13 protein-coding genes are annotated in these 15,076 nt (G+C 56.8%); 6 read left to right on the top strand and 7 right to left on the bottom strand.

Going from position 1 to position 15,076, the window contains the following annotated elements:
* Nucleotides 1-216: 216 nt before the first annotated feature.
* On the top strand, nucleotides 217-753 hold the full coding sequence (locus tag HMPREF2884_RS05590; RefSeq protein WP_245534277.1) for a GTPase: 537 nt from the start codon (nucleotides 217-219) through the stop codon (nucleotides 751-753).
* A 47-nt stretch (nucleotides 754-800) separates the two neighbouring features.
* Nucleotides 801-2,252, top strand: coding sequence for a D-mannonate dehydratase (locus HMPREF2884_RS05585; protein WP_070616221.1), 1,452 nt, complete (start codon nucleotides 801-803; stop codon nucleotides 2,250-2,252).
* A gap of 24 nt (nucleotides 2,253-2,276) precedes the next feature.
* Here the strand turns inward: HMPREF2884_RS05585 and HMPREF2884_RS05580 are convergent, their stop codons facing one another.
* The gene (locus tag HMPREF2884_RS05580; protein ID WP_070616220.1) at nucleotides 2,277-2,909 is read right to left on the bottom strand and encodes a LysE/ArgO family amino acid transporter; all 633 of its coding nucleotides are present in this window, start codon (nucleotides 2,907-2,909) and stop codon (nucleotides 2,277-2,279) included.
* Nucleotides 2,910-3,117: 208 nt separating this feature from the next.
* On the opposite strand from HMPREF2884_RS05580, the gene HMPREF2884_RS05575 reads away from it, so the two are divergent.
* The gene (locus HMPREF2884_RS05575) at nucleotides 3,118-4,035 is read left to right on the top strand and encodes a LysR family transcriptional regulator ArgP (protein WP_070616219.1); all 918 of its coding nucleotides are present in this window, start codon (nucleotides 3,118-3,120) and stop codon (nucleotides 4,033-4,035) included.
* Between the two features lie 198 nt (nucleotides 4,036-4,233).
* Here HMPREF2884_RS05575 and HMPREF2884_RS05570 read toward each other — a convergent pair whose 3' ends face one another.
* Nucleotides 4,234-4,548, bottom strand: a complete 315-nt coding sequence (locus tag HMPREF2884_RS05570; protein WP_005507388.1) for a cell division protein CrgA — start codon at nucleotides 4,546-4,548, stop codon at nucleotides 4,234-4,236.
* Between the two features lie 158 nt (nucleotides 4,549-4,706).
* Here HMPREF2884_RS05570 and HMPREF2884_RS05565 point away from each other — a divergent pair, with 158 nt between their 5' ends.
* The 3 genes from HMPREF2884_RS05565 to HMPREF2884_RS05560 are packed head-to-tail and all read left to right on the top strand — an operon-like array spanning nucleotide 4,707 to nucleotide 6,285.
* Nucleotides 4,707-5,456, top strand: coding sequence for a class E sortase (locus tag HMPREF2884_RS05565; protein ID WP_005508087.1), 750 nt, complete (start codon nucleotides 4,707-4,709; stop codon nucleotides 5,454-5,456).
* 19 nt (nucleotides 5,457-5,475) lie between these two features.
* Nucleotides 5,476-5,637 carry a hypothetical protein gene (locus HMPREF2884_RS09240; RefSeq protein ID WP_005507386.1) on the top strand — a complete coding sequence of 54 codons (162 nt, stop codon included), beginning with the start codon at nucleotides 5,476-5,478 and terminating at the stop codon, nucleotides 5,635-5,637.
* Nucleotides 5,638-5,652: 15 nt separating this feature from the next.
* Nucleotides 5,653-6,285, top strand: a complete 633-nt coding sequence (locus HMPREF2884_RS05560; RefSeq protein ID WP_070616218.1) for an aminodeoxychorismate/anthranilate synthase component II — start codon at nucleotides 5,653-5,655, stop codon at nucleotides 6,283-6,285.
* Between the two features lie 196 nt (nucleotides 6,286-6,481).
* On the opposite strand, the gene pknB is transcribed toward HMPREF2884_RS05560, so the two are convergent.
* Genes pknB through HMPREF2884_RS05535 form a run of 5 tightly spaced genes read right to left on the bottom strand, consistent with a single transcriptional unit; the run spans nucleotide 6,482 to nucleotide 15,076 of the window.
* Complete coding sequence (gene pknB / locus HMPREF2884_RS05555) at nucleotides 6,482-8,620, bottom strand: Stk1 family PASTA domain-containing Ser/Thr kinase (RefSeq protein WP_070616217.1); 2,139 nt, start codon at nucleotides 8,618-8,620, stop codon at nucleotides 6,482-6,484.
* Between the two features lie 47 nt (nucleotides 8,621-8,667).
* Nucleotides 8,668-10,425 (bottom strand): protein kinase domain-containing protein, encoded by a 1,758-nt coding sequence (locus tag HMPREF2884_RS05550; RefSeq protein WP_070616216.1) that lies wholly within the window; start codon nucleotides 10,423-10,425, stop codon nucleotides 8,668-8,670.
* Entirely contained in the window at nucleotides 10,422-11,861 is a 1,440-nt protein-coding gene (locus HMPREF2884_RS05545) for a peptidoglycan D,D-transpeptidase FtsI family protein (protein ID WP_049352862.1), read from the bottom strand. The genes HMPREF2884_RS05550 and HMPREF2884_RS05545 overlap by 4 nt, the downstream gene beginning before the upstream one ends.
* Nucleotides 11,854-13,314 carry an FtsW/RodA/SpoVE family cell cycle protein gene (locus HMPREF2884_RS05540; RefSeq protein WP_005507381.1) on the bottom strand — a complete coding sequence of 487 codons (1,461 nt, stop codon included), beginning with the start codon at nucleotides 13,312-13,314 and terminating at the stop codon, nucleotides 11,854-11,856. Before HMPREF2884_RS05540 ends, HMPREF2884_RS05545 begins: the two co-directional genes overlap by 8 nt.
* Nucleotides 13,307-15,076, bottom strand: coding sequence for a PP2C family protein-serine/threonine phosphatase (locus HMPREF2884_RS05535; protein WP_070616215.1), 1,770 nt, complete (start codon nucleotides 15,074-15,076; stop codon nucleotides 13,307-13,309). The genes HMPREF2884_RS05540 and HMPREF2884_RS05535 overlap by 8 nt, the downstream gene beginning before the upstream one ends.

Raw genomic sequence — 15,076 nt, 5'->3', positions numbered from 1 at the left:
GCGTTCACTGTATGGTTTTTGGATAACAATCCAATAGGTAATAAAAAGAGCCCGCTTGCGCGGGCTCTTTTGCTTTAACAGCTAAAGCTAGAAAGGGGCAGACCCATGCGGGTCTGCCCCTTTTTTGTGCCCTCAGACCCTTGTCTATGGCTCTGTCTACAAGGAAGAATGCTCTTCACAGACACACTGGGATAGAGTAGAACCATGCACTACCCCATGTTTTCCCACGCACCGGAGCCAGTCGATCAGCAGCGCCAACACAACGGCGAAGAACGAACGGTAGCACTCTACGTAGAGAGCACACTGGAGCCTCACGAAACCTGGGCGGCACTGACCGAATACATTCACCTCTGGTGGCCCAGGCAGCTCCTACAGAGCGAGGAAAGCCATATCGACCTCTCCACCGAGCTACTGCTCGAAGAGACCGCAGACGGGGATATTATTCCTGTCGCACGCATTATCCAATGCGAGAACGAAGACGTCCTCACCATCGCACCCTACCCGGGTACACGCCTGGGGCGGCTCATGGGCGTAGCTGAAGAATCAGAAGAAAGCCTGAGCTTCATCCTGGATGCTCTAGCCCCGGAGACCGCAGAAGGACCGTTATCCCTACTCGAAATCAGTAGCGGTACCTACACGGGTCGTGAGGACGAGGAGCTGGGCATCTACGAGGAACAGGAAGAAGCAGCTGCCCTCCTCATGGGCGCCTACAGCCGCTTTATCGGAGCTGAACTCCAGCGAGAAGAACTATAGGGGCCTTCGGATAAAAGAGGTTCTCAACCCCTGTAGAGTGGTATGTCATGAGCACACAGGACCAGAACACCCCGCAGCAGAAGGACGAACGCCCCATCTGGGCGCGGCTGAGTACTAAAGCCACTGCAGAAGAGGTGCAACCTCAGCATTACACCAGGCCTCAGCATTACTCCAGAGCTGACATGCTGAAACAGAGCAATATCTGGTTCCGTAAACAGGGTGCGCCCCTCATTATTCCTGCCCGCCAACGTGCTCTCGATGCGTTCCCACGCTCCGTGCCATGGATCCTGTGGGCTGGCATCATGCACATCTGCTATATCTTCCTGCGCGACCTTCTCATCTTCGTAGTGGAGGACGTGAAAGGTTCCCTACCGAACTACATCAAAGCTCTCACAAGCGATAGCGCCCTCAGTAACGAAGTACTCCCAGTGCTCGTACTCGGCGGGATTTTCCTCATTATGCCGGTCATCTCCGGTGTGTTCATTACTCTTGCCCACAAGCTGATGGTTCGCACCCCGCAGTGGGTTCAAATCACCACGGGTATTCTTACCGTACTTTTTGCAGGCATGCTCTTTACCGCCGGTGTCTTTGCATCCAACACCCTCGACGGCCTCGACTTCGTCTACGACGGCGGCCAAGTATTCCCGCTCATCGTTATCGGAATCTACCTTGCCATCTTCCTGGGTGTAGATACCGTACTCGGCTGGTCCCTCAAGCACGCCATCCACCAGCTCGCCTCCCTGCCGCCCATGATCGCGAAAGTACTGCCCGTACTCATGGTATCCGTGCTCTTTATCTTCGTGAACGCAGACCTCTGGAAGCTCGCCAACGGACTCAGCTTCCCGCGCACCTGGGCGGTTTTGGGCCTTATGGGGCTACTCGCCGTGTTCGTGGTCGTCACAACCTCCCTGGAACGCACAGCGCGCCTGCTGGGGCGCTCCAGAGGCGACGACATCGCACGCTTTAGCGACAACGACTACGAGTATGCCGCAGCCCTCGAAGGCGGAATCTGGAACACCGCCCAAGACTGGGCCGAAGAAAAGAAAATCCTCGAACACCGACCCCTCAAAATCGCGCCCTGGAGCAACCTCATCATCATCCCCATGATCGGTCAGATTATTCAGGCGACCCTCTTCATGCTGCTCGTCTTCGGATTCTTCATGGGATTCTCATCCATCGCCATTAGCGACACCACCATCGAATCCTGGATGAGTATCAAACCCGAACACCTCAAAATCCTCGGCGTAGACACCAACATCAACGCCGTCGTCATCAAGGTGTCCATGATCGTTGCCGTGTTCTCCGGGCTCAGCTTCGTTGCAACCACCAGTAGCGATGAAAAATACGCCCGAAGCTTCCTCAAGCCCATGATTGAGCGAATCAAACACATCCTGATCATTCGCGATATCTACCTGGGCCTACTCATCATGCCCAAAAACGAAGTGCTCATACCCCTCGAAGAGGAGAAGAGCACTGAAAAAGAGACTGACAAAGTATAAAGAGGCAAGTCAGGGGGATAAAAGCTAGTGAGTCGACAGGTTCATCGTCAGCAGGTTGAACACCAGGTACGCCATCAGAAGAGCAGTCGCACCATCCAAAACACGCCACGCTGAAGGGCGTGCAAAGAGCGGACGCAACAGGCGCGAACCATAGCCCAGCATCAAAAACCAGATTAAGCTACCGCAGCAGCACCCCAGGTAGTACCACCAACGGCCAGGATCGCCCTGGGCATTCGCCAGCGAACCCAAAAGAATAGTCGTATCTAACCACGCCAGCGGATTCAAATACGTCACCGCCGCCGTGGTCAGCAGAGCCGCCTTCAACGATTGAGAATCACCCTCCGCATCATCAACCACAATCGAGTGCGGAGTAAACACGCGGCGGCCAGCCTTAAAACCAAACCACGCCAAAAACGCCGCACCCACATAACGGAACACCTCAATAAACCACGGCGCCGCATCCAACAGGGCACCCAGACCCACAACGCCCAAACCAATCATCAGAGCATCCGACAGAATGCAGAAAATAATAATCGGGGTAATGTGCCGACCCAAAATACCCTGACGCAGCACAAAAGTTCCCTGGGCGCCAATAGCCGCTACCAAAGAAATCGTGGTGGTAGCACCCAGAAACAGCAGGGAGAGGGATGCGGACATCGTGAAACTTTCTATGTTGATCAAATGGGGTATGAACCCGCGTACGCAGTGGCGGGTAGCGGCTCTCTTACTACCAGCTTGCCAGGCAAAGGCCTGTGACGCAGGGATAAAGCCTGCGTTAGCTGAAGTGTGAAGTGCCAGAGACGAGAATACGGGAAAAAAGACCCTAAATCTATCTAAATATTTTCACACTGCGTAAGATATTCTTATGACACGTTTCAGTACCGACCAGCTCACCACCTTCGCCACCGTCATCGAATACGGTACCTTCGACGCAGCGGCAGATATCCTGCGAGTGAGCCCCTCCGCCATCTCCCAGCGCATCAAAGCCATGGAACAGATCGCCGGAAAAGTCCTGGTACGCCGAAGCAACCCCGTCACCCCCACCGACGCCGGACAAAGCGTACTGCGCATCGCCCGACAGAGCGAATTCCTGCAGCAAGAAATGGAACGCGAACTCATGGGCGCCGGCGGCTTCCAGAGTGTCTCCGTTGCCGTCAACGCCGACTCACTCGCCACCTGGTTCCTCGACGCAGTAGGAACCCTCAGCCGCGAAGACAGTATCTTCTGCGACCTGCGACGAGAAGGCGAATTCCACTCCTCCGCCATGCTCCGATCTGGAGAAGTCATGGCAGTCATCACCTCCAAACCCGAAAAAATCCCCGGATGCTCCGTCGAAACCCTCGGCGTGGCACGCTACTGGTGCGTTGCCACCCCCGACTACGTACAGCGGTACCTGCCCGGCTGGCCCAAGACTATGAGTCGCGAAGAGCTCAACCGTGCCCCCGTCGTCGAATACGATCGTAAAGACTTTGTGCAGGATGTGGCACGAGCCCTCATTGAAAAAGAGGTAGGTCTAGAGGCTGAAGAAACCTTCATCCAAAGCCCCACCATCTACATTCCCTCATCTCCGGACTATGCGCGAGCCGTCAGTTCCGGTATTGCCTGGGGTCTCATTCCTGAGGCGCAATGCGCCGAAGAGCTCGAAAGCGGGCATCTCGTGAAGCTTGCCGCAATACCGGTAGAATTCCCCCTCTACTGGCAGCGGTGGAACATCAACTCGCCCGTTATGGAGACCGTAACCCGCCGCGTCCACGAAGCGGCGCGAGGCGACCTGATCTACTAAAGGGTTCATTGAGCCAAGATCCTGAGATTAACTAAATTGTTAAAAATATATGTCTGACTAGACTATATTCTTATATAAGAATATAAGAACTGGGTAATAAAACCCTATAACACCCCACCACACATAGAGAGGCGGCCGCCCCACACGGGACGGCCGCCTCTCTATAAGCTCTAACGCCTAAGTCATAACGCCTAAACTCTAGCGCCAGCGAGTCATCATCAGCATGCTCACCATCATGGCGCCCACACCAACACTCACATTCCACATACCCAAATCAGGAATCGGGAACAGGCCCTGCGTAATGTAGAAAACAATAATCCACAGAATGCCCACCGCTAACAGCGAGAACATAATCACGCGGTACCACAACGGAGTCTGCTCCTTCAGCTGCGTGCCGCTCTCCATCTCACGAGCAATCTCACGCAGACGCAGCTCGCTCGCATCCTCCACCTCAGACTTAGCAGACTTCTGAGACTTCTTCTTGGACGATGCCTTAGCCGAGTTGGTCGACATACTTCCTCCGCTTATTGTTGTATGGGTAACCTAAAAATATATGTTCACACCTATCTTTGCAGACTTACGGGATGATTTCACCTTCTCCGTGCGTTGAAAGATAAGGAACGCCACCCGGCGCCCAAGAACATACCAACCCAAAGGACAAAGGAGAACGCATGAGCCAAGGAACGGCACCCACCGCAGAGCGCCGCCCCCGCACCGTGCTGCACTGGATTATCCAGATTACAGGCGAACTCCTTATCACCGTCGGCCTCCTGCTATTGCTCTTCGTCGCATGGCAGCTCTGGTGGACCAACATCGACGCCGACCGCACCCAATCCCAAGCCGTCAGCACCCTCGTTCAGGAATTCGACTCCAACCCCGCCGAACCCCTCCCCGACTGGGACCCCAACACCCCTCCCGCAGGTCTGAGCGAACCCGGCCACGGTGAAGTCTTCGGCGTCGTCTACATCCCCAAGTTCGGATCCGACTACCAGCGCCCCGCCACCCAGGGCACCAGCTCCGACGTGCTCGACTCCCTCGGACTCGGCCACTACGAAGGAAGCGCCATGCCCGGACAGGTCGGCAACTTCTCCCTCGCAGGCCACCGCCAAACCCGCGGTAAAGTCCTCAACGACATCGACCTGCTCACCGAAGGCGACCACATCTACGTGCGCACCAAAGACGGCTACTACACCTACACCGTCTACAGCCACGAAATCGTGCAGCCCGACCAGGTAGAAGTCATCGAACCCGTCCCCGGACAGCCCGGCGTAGCACCCACCGAGCGCCTCCTGACGCTCACCACCTGCCACCCGCGCTACGGTGACACCGAACGATACATTGTCCACGCCCGCCTCGAATCCTGGCGGCCCGCCGCAGCCGGAGCACCCGCAGAGATTGCCGCCTCCGTAGCAGGATCCTAAATCAGAGAGGAAAAGCAAGATGTACGCATGGATTTTCCGCCACCTCCCCGGCCCCCTGTGGGTTCGCATCATCATCGCCATCGTGCTGATACTCGCCGTAGTCTACCTGCTCATGGAATTCGTCTTCCCCCACTTCGCAGAGTACGGCCCCTTCAACCTGAACGTCACCATCAACCATTAGCGCTAAGGACGTGCCATGACCCGCATCCTTGTCATCGACAACTACGACAGCTTCGTCTTCACCCTCGTCGGCTACATCCAGCAGCTCGGCGCTGAAACCACCGTCATCCGTAACGACGAATACGAACTCGACGAAGTTATCAAGCTCGCCGAAGAACACGACGGCGTGCTCGTCTCTCCCGGCCCCGGCGCTCCCGCAGAAGCAGGCGTCATCATCGACACCATCCGCTGGGCTGCCGAAGCGAAGAAGCCGCTACTGGGTGTCTGCCTCGGCCACCAGGCCATCGCGGAAGCATTCGGCGGCACCGTCACCCACGCCCCCGAGCTGATGCACGGCAAGACCTCCCGCCTCGTGCACGAGAACGTCTCCGTGTTCAAGGACGTGCCCTGCCCCTTCACCGCGACCCGCTACCACTCCCTGGCGGTCGTACCCGAAACCATGCCCGACGTCCTGGAAACCACCTCCACCACCGACAACGGCATCATCATGGGCCTGCGCCACCGCGAAGCCCCCATGCACGGCGTGCAGTTCCACCCCGAATCGGTCCTGACCGAAAGCGGATACCTCATGCTCGGCAACTGGCTCGAAGAAACCGGCCTGCAGGGAGCCGCAGAACGCGCTAAGAGCCTCTCACCCCTCATGGCTTAGTAAACTTTAGCTTGGGCCGCCATCAATGGCTTATATCGCCTCCAGAAGCCCCGTAGCAGGTATGCTACAGGGAAACTGGAGGCGATAGCTATATCTGGACCCCTAGCTACGAGCAAGCCCAGATACACAAAAAGGGGCGGCGCCCCACACCCAATGGTGTAGAGCGCCGCCCCTTTTTGCTAGCCGCTAGAACCCCTTAGCGGGCGTTAGCGTTTGCGTTGTTCGCATTGGTATTCGCGTTAGTACCCTGAATCGTACGGGTACCCGCAGTAGCGGACGCAGCCGGTGCCGGAGTAGCCGTAGCGGTAGAACGCTGCTGGTTACCAGTAGTAGCGTTCTGGTTACCGGTCGACGCCGCCGGCTGAGTAGCCTGCTGGTTAGCCGCGGTAGAACGTTGCTGGTTACCAGTAGTAGCGTTCTGGTTACCGGTTGCTGCCGCAGGCTGAGTAGCCGCAGTAGTCGGAGCGGTCGTCTGAGTCGGAGTAGCAGCCACACGGATCGTCACAGTGCTGTTCTGAGCCACCAGAGTACCCGCCGCAGAGCTCTGCGAAAGCACAGTGCCCGCAGGACGCTCGTTAGTCTGAACAGTCTCGATGTTGGTGTTCAGCAGAACATCCTGAGCGGTCAGAGCAGCAATCGCCTGATCCTTAGTCAGACCCACCAGCGAGGGGACCTTCACCTTACCGGAAGACAGGACAATGTTCACGGTGCTACCAGCCTCAACGGTCTGAGCGCCCTTATCATCGGTCGAGCCCTTCTCCGGGGACAGCTCCACAACCATACCCGCAGGAACGGAAGCGCTCTCCACGGTGGATACGCGACCATCTACCAGACCCAGGTCCTTCAGAGCGTTACGGACATACGCCTCACTCTGACCCTGCAGGTTATCCGGCAGCTTGACCTTCTCCGGACCGCTCGAAACGGTCACAGTCACGGTTGAACCCTTGTTAACCTTCGAACCAACACCAGGCTCAACGCTAATCACGTCGCCCTTCTTGATGTTGTCAGAGTAAGCCGTACGGTAATCCAGCACGAAGCCCAAGTTACGCAGCTGGTTATCGGCATCATCGCGGGAAACATTCACCACAGCCGGAACCGAAACCTGCGGAACCTCATTGAGCTTGTTCTGATAGTACAGAACCGAGCCGACACTGAAAACCAGCAGAGCAGCAATCAAAGTGCCCACGAGGAAGCGAACCCACGCACGCTTACGCGGTGAAGACTCATCGTACTCCGCGTACTCCTCAACGTCGTACAGCTCCTCATCGTCTTCATACTCGAAGAAACCGTTAAGGCCGCCGTCCTCCACCGAGGCCTCAGTAATCGAGGTGGTGTACGGGGCGTAATCCTCACCCAGAGAAGCGGTAGTCGCCGAAGGCACAAACGCAGTAGTCATCGCTGCATCCTGAACCACGGTCTCTTCACCCGGGCGAACAACCGACACCAGAGCCTGAGCGAACTCAGCCGCGCTCTGATAACGCTCATCCGGGTTCTTCGCCAGACCCTTCAGAATCACAGCATCCAGACCAGCAGGAACCTCAAGCGGGGTGAACTTGCTCGGAGGCTCAGGAATGTCAGAGAGGTGCTTAGCCGCCAGATCAACATTCGACTCAGCATCGAACGGAGAACGACCAGCAATCATCTCGTAAATCACGCAAGCAGCAGAGTACAGATCGCTACGGGCGTCAACATCCTTGCCGCTCACCTGCTCAGGGGACATGTAGCGTGCGCTACCCATCACCACATTAGCCTTGGTCAGCGCCTCGCCAGCTTCCTCAATGGCACGGGAGATACCGAAATCCATGACCTTAATCTGGCCCGGCTGACCCTTAGCGATATCCTCACTGGTACGGTCCAGCACCATAATATTCGCCGGCTTAATATCGCGGTGAATAATGCCCATCGAATGGCTGTACTGCAAAGCACCCAGCAGCTGCTCGGAATAACCCAAAGCATCACGGACCGGCAGGTGGCCGCCACGGGACAGAATGGAACGCAGAGTATGACCCTCCACGTACTCCATCACGATATAAGGAATAGCGGTGCCCTCTTCCGAAGAATCAGACTCCTTGCCATCCTGCGAGGGGTTATACGAACCGGTGTCATAGACAGCAACAATCGCAGGATTGTTCAGAGACGCCACAGCCTCCGCCTCACGCTTAAAGCGTGCGCGGAACGTATCGTCCTGGGCCTGCTCCGGGCGCAGAATCTTAAGCGCAACCTTGCGGCCGAGGCGAGTATCCTCAGCAGCATAAACGGTTGCCATCGCACCGGTACCGATTACCTCGAGTACCTTGTAACGGTTATCAACCGTGTCGGGAACCGACAGGTCCATAAGTTCTCCTGGATTACTAAGACTAAAACTAAATCAAAATGTAGGGGCTAACGCGCCGACGCGGAAGCGGAAGCAGAAGCCGACGCAGACGGTGCAGCAGAAGCGCTCGCACTCGAACCCCTACCCGAACTGGAAGAGGCCACATACATGTCTACATTACTACCAACCGTGACCTTGGTGCCAGATGAGGGGGTAGTACGAAGCACCGTACCGGGGGCCGCCGTGTCCGAATTCTCATAATGCAGAGAAACGTTCACACCCAGAGCAGCAACAGCCTTCGACGCCTCATCAACGTTCTTACCCTCAAGGTTCGACGGCAAAGTTACTGACTTCGGACCGGTCGAATAGCGAACAGTCACGCTATTACCCTGCTCCAAAGTACCCGTCGGAGAAACCGAAATCACCGTGTTCTCCGGCTGAGTCGACTCAACACCCTCAGTCTTGGGGGATAAGCCAAGGTTCTTCAGCTCGTTCACCGCATCCTGCAGCTCGCGACCCTCATAGTTAATCGCGTTGACGGTCACCTTCTGCTTAGCGGCACGGGCAGAAGCAGACTCAGCCGGCTCCACCGTCGAAACGGTACCCGTGTTCGTCGGAGCAACAGACGAAGAAGCGCTCGGAGCCGGATCAGACGAATCGCCACCATTATTAGAGGAAAGGACCGTCCAAATACCGCCGGCAATCAGCACGATTGCCAGAAGCAGAGCAACCCACATCCACACGTTCGAGCCACGCTTCGCTGCAGGAGCAGGAGTAGCCTTCACGCGACCCGATACAGGACGCATCGTCTGCTCACTCGTGCGAGGAATCGGCGCCGTCGTCGGCTCCGGCGAGAAACGACCACCAGAACCGAAACGCGGAGTAGCAGAAGCACTAATCGGCTCAGCCGCAACATCCATAGCGGTCATCGCGACAGTAGCGTCGTCAGCGTTCTCCTCAGCCAAGAACTGAGCCAAAGAAGGAACAGCCTTCACCGCAGCCTTCAGGTCGCGGCGACGAATCGCATCCACCGCAGACGCCAGAGCGGTCGCATCCTTAGGACGCTGAGCCGGGTCCTTAGCCAGCAGGCACATAATCAGCGCACGAGCAGGAGCCGGAATAGTCTCCGGAAGCGGCGGCGGCGGATCATTCACCTGAGCCAAGGCAATCGCAATCTGCGACTCACCCGTAAACGGACGACGACCCACCAGGCACTCATAACCAATAATGCCCAACGAGTACATATCCGACGAGGCGGTAGCCGCCTGACCGGTCGCCTGCTCCGGCGCCAGGTACTGGGCGGTACCCATCACCTGGCCGGTAGCCGTCAATGGCACCTGGTTAGCCAGACGAGCAATACCGAAATCGGTCACCTTCACACGGTCATCCGGAGTGATGATGAGGTTACCCGGCTTCACGTCACGATGCACCAGACCCTGCGAATGAGCCGCAGCCAACGCGCGAGCGGTCTGAGCAATAAAGTTCAGAATACGGTCCGGCGGCAGGGTAGTCTCATGCTCGATGATGCTCGAAAGCGGATTACCCGGCACCAGTTCCATGACCAGGTACGCGGAGTTGTCCTCCTCACCGTAGTCGAAAACATTCGCTACGCCGGGGTGGTTCAACAGCGCCGTATTACGGGCCTCAGCGCGGAAACGCTCCAAGAAGCCCGGGTCACCGGTGTACTCCTCCTTGAGGATCTTGACCGCAACGATGCGCCCAAGCACCTTGTCGCGAGCTTTCCACACCTCGCCCATACCGCCAATCGCGATACGTTCGGTTAGGGTGTAGCGCCCGCCCAAAGTGATATCAGCCGCAGGCCTCACTTGTTCAACACCGCCTCAAAGAGTTGCTTACTAGTACTGGTTGCCAACTGGGCACCGGTCGCCACGTCAATATCCTCATAAACCACAGCAATCGCAATCTGAGGATCATCAGCCGGCGCGAAACCGGTAAACCAAGAATTATTCAAACCTGCCGTGGTCTCCGCGGTACCGGTCTTACCCGCCACCTTCACACCGGAGACACCAGCATTACGTGCAATACCATTATCAACCGCATTCACCATCCACTGCTTCACCTGGTTGGCAATTTCAGGGCTAGTGGACGTACGCAGCTTCTCAGGAGAGAACTCCTGCAAAGTGCTCAGGTTGCTGGTCTTCACCGAACGAATCAGGTTCGGCTTCATCTGCACGCCGCCATTTGCAATCGCTGCAGAAGTCATCGCCACCTGCAGCGGAGTGGTCTTCACGTCGTACTGACCAATCGCCGACTGGGCCAGCTGGCTCTGCGTCAGATTCGACGGGAAAGACGACTTAGAAACCGTCAAAGGAATCTTCAAATCCTGGCCGTAACCAAAATTCTGAGCGGTCTTCGCGATACGCTCCTGACCCAAATCCATCGCAATCTGCGCAAACGGCGTATTACAGGACTGAGCCAAAGCCCACTCAATCGTCGCCTGAGTGCGGGTCGAACACTGACCGCCCGTATAGTTCGGCAGGCTGATGTTCGTGCCCGGCAGCGGCAACTGCGCGGGGTTCGCAATGACCGAAGATGCGTTGTACTTGCCGGACTCCAGCGCCGCCACCGCATCAATAATCTTGAAGGTCGAACCCGGCGAATAGGTGTTACCCGCAATCGCACGGTTAAACAAGGGGCTGTCCTCATCAGAAGTCAGCGCCTGGTAATTCGCCAACACCGAAGAGCTCGTATGAGACGACAGAAGATTCGGATCATAGGACGGCGAAGAAGCCATCGCCAGAATCTCACCGGTCTTCGGGTTCAACGCCACCACAGCACCCTTACGGCCCTGCAACGCGTTGTAGGCAATATCCTGAAGCTTCGAATTGATCGTCAGCTCCACGCTAGCGCCCTGCGCGGAAGAACCACTGAACAGCTGCGCCACACGGTCATAGAACTGGCTATCGCTCGTGCCCGCAAGCTCCTTATCCATAGCAGCTTCCAAACCGGTCGCGCCATAAATCGTGGAGAAGTAACCCGTCAGAGCCGCATACTTGAGCGGGTGGTTATACACACGCTGGTAGTTGTACTCATCATCGGACTTCACCGACGAAGCAATCTCCGTACCATCAACCACGATTGAGCCACGTGCCGAACCGTAATTATCGTAGAGAGCTCGGGAATTCCACTGATTATTCATCAGAGTCTTCGAATCGAAGAACTGAATATAGCTGAGGGTGCCCATCAGCAGGACAAACACGCACGCGGCAGACATCCACATGCGGCGAATAGCCCTATCCATTCTTCTCACCTCCAGAATCCTTAGCCGTAATACGCGCCAGAACGCTAGTAGCACCCTCCGGCTCGTAGCTAGTGTCCGCATGGTCAATACCCTGCGGAGCATCATAACCAGCCACCAGGTGAGGTGCGCGGGCACTATGAGAAATAGACAACCACAGCGCCACAATAATCCAGTTAGCCACCAACGAGGAGCCACCGGCAGACATGAAAGGAGTCGTCAGACCAGTCAGCGGAATCAAACGAGTCACGCCGCCAATCACCACGAACAGCTGCAAAACCATGACCGTAGACAGGCCAGCCGCCAACAGCTTGCCGAAACCATCACGAGTACCCAATGCCGCACGGTAACCGCGCGAAACCAGAAGCATGAACATCATCAGGATGGCACCCAGACCCACCAGGCCCAGCTCCTCACCCAACGAGGAAATAATCATGTCCGAATTAGCGTACGGGACGAGGTTCGCGCGGCCCTGGCCCCAACCGCGGCCAAAAAGACCGCCGTAAGCCAGACCGAAAACGCCCTGCAGAATCTGACCCGAACCGCCAGGAGACGCCTGGTAAATCTCCGGATCAAAAGCATGCACCCACGCATAAATACGGGCGTGCACGTGCGAGACATAGTGGTACGCGAAATAGCCACCCACAGCCATGCCGATACCCGCAACCACCAGCCACGAAATACGGCCGGTCGACAGGTACAGCATCGCCATGAACAGGCCAAAGAACATAATTGCCGAACCAAGGTCCTTCTGGAACACCAGAACACCCAGGCTCACAATCCACGCCAAGAACACCGGCGCCAAATCACGCAGACGCGGCAGATTGATAGGGCCGATGCGGCGGCCAGCCACCAGAATCAGGTCACGGTGCGTCGCCAAATAGCCGGCGAAGAAAATCGCCAAAGTAATCTTCGCGACCTCACCCGGCTGGAACGTGCGGTTACCGATATGAATCCAAATACGAGCACCATTGAGCTCCATACCCAGACCCGGAACCAGCGGCATGATGAGCAGAATCATCGACAGCACCAGGGAGGTGTACGTGACCTTACGCAGCAGGCGGTAATCCCTGAGCACGAACACGATAATCGCGCACAGCACCATCGACACGCCGGTCCACATCAGCTGACCGTCACCCACTGGAGCCGCAATCTGCGGATCCAGGCGATAAATCATGGTCAAACCAATGCCGTTCAGAGCCACCACCAGCGGCAGAATAAACGGATCAGCATAACGCGCACGGAACTGCATGACCAGGTGAATAAGAAGAGCACCGGCACCCAGCACCACCGTGCACGGCAGCCACTGGCTCTTCGACGTATCAAAAGCATGCTCCGGATCAATCAGGTACATGCCGAACGAGCTGATACCTACCGCCAAAACCAGCAGGAAAAGCTCCGTGAAACGGCGTGCACGAGGCGCATCCGACTCACGACGGAACGAGAACTTAGCCATTGTTCTCACCGCCTACCGCAGCAGGAGCCTCCGAAGAAGCCGGCTCAGGAGCCGGGGATGCCGAATCAGAGCTCGGTGCCCCAGAGCTTGGAGCCTCACTGGGCGCCACAGAGCTCGGGGAAGCAGAAGCCGATGCCGAGGCAGACGCAGAAGCTGCAGCCTGCTCAGCCTTCTCACGAGACTGATCTGCCTGAGTCTTCAAACGAGTCACAATCTGGTGCGCATCATCCAGGTCCTTCGCCGTAATCGCATTACGCAACAAAGAACGCGTATGATCGCTCAACTCACTCGTAGGAATATCGGTATTCTCCACCACGTGAGAAAGACGAATCGGACCCAACGCATGCGGAATACCGTTGTACACCGCAACCGTGCCGTCACTCTCACCCACATAGTAGCTACGCTCCACATAGCGCAGACCGGTCCACGCAGCCAGCGTCACAATAGCTGCAACCAGTAGAGTAATGAACAGGCGAATCGACCACGACCGCGGACGCGAACGCTCAACAGTATCCTCAGCGATCAGCTCCTCCAGCTCAGCCGGCAAGGTCGCCTCATCAGACTCAACCTTCAAAGGCACACGCTGAGCCACCGTCGCACGACGCTCCAGGGTACGCGAAGTCACCGCCGGAATCATGCCGGTCTCAGTAGCCACCGAAGCGGCACCAACCAGCTGATGCGGGCGGGAACCCAATTCGCTACGCAAGATCGCAGCATTCGTAAGAGCCGCATCCACGGCGTTATCGTACGTACCGATATGGTGACGCACCGCCCCAGAACCACTGTGCAACAGGGTTCCAGAGAAGTCACGAGCACGACGGAAACGGCGCAACGACCGACGATGAGGCTCCTCAGAGTCCTCATCATGGTGCGCACCCAAAATAGCCTCAGCAGCCTCAGCCGTGGCAGCAACCTCGGGAAGCTTCTGAGTATTCGTGCTGACCTCCTGCTCCGCCACAATCGAATCAGGCAGAGCAGACTCAGGCAGGCTCGAAGGACCCACCGGCTCATCCACCGGCAGAACCTCACGGTCAATCACCTGCAGGGACACAACCGTCACGTTATCCGGAGCGCCACGCTCCAAAGTCATCGCAATCAGAGTGTCAGCAATCTCAGACAGATCATCGGTAGAACGCATCACCTGCTCAATCTCCGATAGGGACACCACAGCATCCAAACCGTCAGAAGAGAGCACCCAGCGCTCGCCGGGAACAGCGTCCAGAGTCTTCAACTCCAGCTCGGGGGACGCGTCAACGTCACCCAGAACGCGCATAATCACGTTCTTATGCGGGTGGTTCTCCGCCTCCTGCGGGGTAATACGACCCTCATTGAGCAAGCGCTGCACAAACGTATGGTCAGTAGAAATCTGCTCAAACTCACCATCAGCACCCGGGCGCAGACGATACGCACGCGAGTCACCAATATGAGCCAGCTCAATACAATCGCCATCAATCAGCAGGGCAGTACAGGTCGTACCCATACCCGCCAGCTGCGGGTCATTCGCCGCCAGCTCATTAATAATCAGGTTCGCACTCTGAATCTCATCAGCCAGATAAACGCCGCCAGTACCATCCTCAAAATCAGGGTGATCAAGCGGAGTCAGATTCAGAACCGTCGTAGCCGACGCAACATCGCCGCCTACGTGGCCGCCCATACCGTCAGCAACGACAGCAAGGAAACGACCACCGTAGCCGGAGTCATCATTCTTCGAGCGTTTCAGACCCGTATCAGAGCGGGCCTCAAAACGAAAAGCAATCTTCAT

It is taken from the genome of Rothia sp. HMSC073B08 (assembly GCF_001812975.1).
Classification (GTDB): Bacteria; Actinomycetota; Actinomycetes; order Actinomycetales; family Micrococcaceae; genus Rothia; species Rothia mucilaginosa.
The sequence above is the reverse complement of the archived record's forward strand: the minus strand, read 5'-3'. Positions and strand labels throughout refer to the sequence as shown.